Genomic DNA, 1,852 nt, shown 5'->3' with positions numbered 1-1,852 from the left:
AGCAGCGCCTGCAGCTGGTCGATCAGGGCCGGCGCGCCGATCGCGGCCTCGATGCGGTCGGGCTGCGCGGCCTGCAGGGCCTCGAGGCCGGCCTGCAGCTGCGGCGCGGAGTAGAGCGGCTCGCCGTTCGCCGCCAGCGTGCCCTGGACCACCGCGATGTCGCGCACGCGGATCGAGCCCACGCCCGGCGCCGCGCCCACCTGGGCGTCGTAGAGGTCGCGCAGCACCATGGTCTCGTCGTTCAACGGCGCGAGCGCGTTCAGGCGCATCGTCGGGTCGTTGTCGTCGTCGGCATCGAGCGTTGGATGTATGCCGTCCCAGAAGCGGTCGAGCAAGCCGGTCAGAAGGCGCAGGCCGGCGACGAAGCCGGGCACGCCCTGCAACCGGGTGGCGGCACGCAGCATCAGCACGGCGGCGCGCACGTCCTTGCTGCGGCGCAGGATGGCGTCGGACTGCTCGGCCACGCTGCGCCAGTCCGGCTCCACCGCGGGAATGACGGTGTCGCCGAACTGCTGTTCGGGCTTGCCCTGCGACGCGGTCACGAGCGCGGTGAAGTCCGCGTCGTACTCGAGGTCGGTGCCGCTCGGCGCGCTGTCGCCGATCGGTGTGAGCAGTGCATCTGCGAGTTCGTTGGTGAGCATGTTGCCTGTTGAATGTGGCTGGTGATAATCAAAGATGCCTCTCAACCGGTCAATGCAACGAAGGGAATAGCATGCGAGCGCTCGGTACACACCATTCGTCCTATGGAGGCCTGCTGGCCACGGCTTCGCGCCGGCACGTGGCGGCCTTCGGCCTCGCTGCCGCGGCGCTCTTTCTCGCGGGCTGCGCGAGCAAGCCGCCCCCCGAAGTGAAGACGCCCGTGTCGCTGACGCTGGTGGCGGGCCCCGATGCCAATCCCGACGCGCGCGGCCGCGCATCGCCGCTCACGGTGCGCGCCTACGTGCTCAAGACGCCGGGCGCCTTCGAGAGCGCCGACTTCTTCTCGCTGTTCGAGAAGGACCAGGCCACGCTCGGCGCCGAGCTGGTGCAGCGCGAGGAAACGCTGCTGCGCCCCGGCGAGAGCCGCAAGTTCGACTTCGTGCTGCAGCCCGACGCCAAGATGATCGGCGTGATGGGCGCGTTCCGCGACCTCGACCGCGCGCGCTGGCGCGAGGTGCGCCCGCTCGAGGTCGGCAAGATCAACACCATCACCGTGACCTACGGCGCGCGCCAGATCCGCATCGATCAGAAGGCGGAGCCGATCAAGGAGAAGTAGGCGCCGCGCGGCGCGGGGGCGGGCGGCGTTCACATCGCGTCCAGGCCCGTGTCGCGGTCCGCGGGCGGCAGTCGGCCGGGGCGCACCAGCGAGGCGTCCGCCGGCAGGAAGCGATGGAACAGGTCGCCCGTGAAGGCACCATTGCCGCCCGCCGCGCCGCCGGCCACCGTCAGGTAGAGGCCGCGCCAGCGCAATCCCCGGGCCTCGCGCGCCTTGCGGCCATGGCTGTCGAACAGCGCCTCGGCCGCCAGCCTGAGCCCCGGCTGCAGGCTTCGCACCCCCTCCACGAACGAATGCACCGCGAGCCGGCCCGAAGCGCCCGACTGCTCGCGCAGCAATCCCATGCGCAGGGCATGCAGCCGCGCGGCGATCGGCTCGAACACCGCATCGAGCCGCTCGGCGGCGCCGCCCGCATCGGGCATCGGCTGTTCCGCCGCCAGCCGATGGCCCAGGGCCTGCGCCAGCACCTCGGGCGGCAGCGTGCCGCGCAGCGCGCCATAGCCTTCGAGCCCTTCGAGGCCCGTGACCACGAGGTAGAACGGCAACTGCAGCCGCAGGGTGCGGCCCGCCTCCTCGACCAGCCGGCGCAGCCGCGCG

At 71.8% G+C, this 1,852-nt stretch carries 3 protein-coding genes; 1 reads left to right on the top strand and 2 read right to left on the bottom strand.

Annotation, left to right across the window (positions count from 1 at the left end; all coding sequences use genetic code 11):
* On the bottom strand, positions 1-641 hold a 641-nt coding region (locus AC27VN_RS40340), incomplete at its 3' end, for a type VI secretion system protein TssA (RefSeq protein WP_490880343.1).
* A 71-nt stretch (positions 642-712) separates the two neighbouring features.
* Here AC27VN_RS40340 and tssJ point away from each other — a divergent pair.
* Positions 713-1,255, top strand: coding sequence for a type VI secretion system lipoprotein TssJ (gene tssJ, locus AC27VN_RS40335; protein WP_490880342.1), 543 nt, complete (start codon positions 713-715; stop codon positions 1,253-1,255).
* Between the two features lie 29 nt (positions 1,256-1,284).
* On the opposite strand, the gene AC27VN_RS40330 is transcribed toward tssJ, so the two are convergent.
* Positions 1,285-1,852: type VI secretion protein IcmF/TssM N-terminal domain-containing protein (locus AC27VN_RS40330; RefSeq protein WP_490880341.1), on the bottom strand; the 568-nt coding region annotated here is incomplete at its 5' end.

It is taken from the genome of Variovorax sp. 20P10.2.4 (assembly GCF_058244205.1).
The sequence above is the reverse complement of the archived record's forward strand: the minus strand, read 5'-3'. Positions and strand labels throughout refer to the sequence as shown.

Coding starts and splice junctions, on each gene's coding strand:
- tssJ (WP_490880342.1), top strand. CDS start 713: ATGCGAGCGCTCGGTACACACCATTCGTCCTATGGAGGCCTGCTGGCC.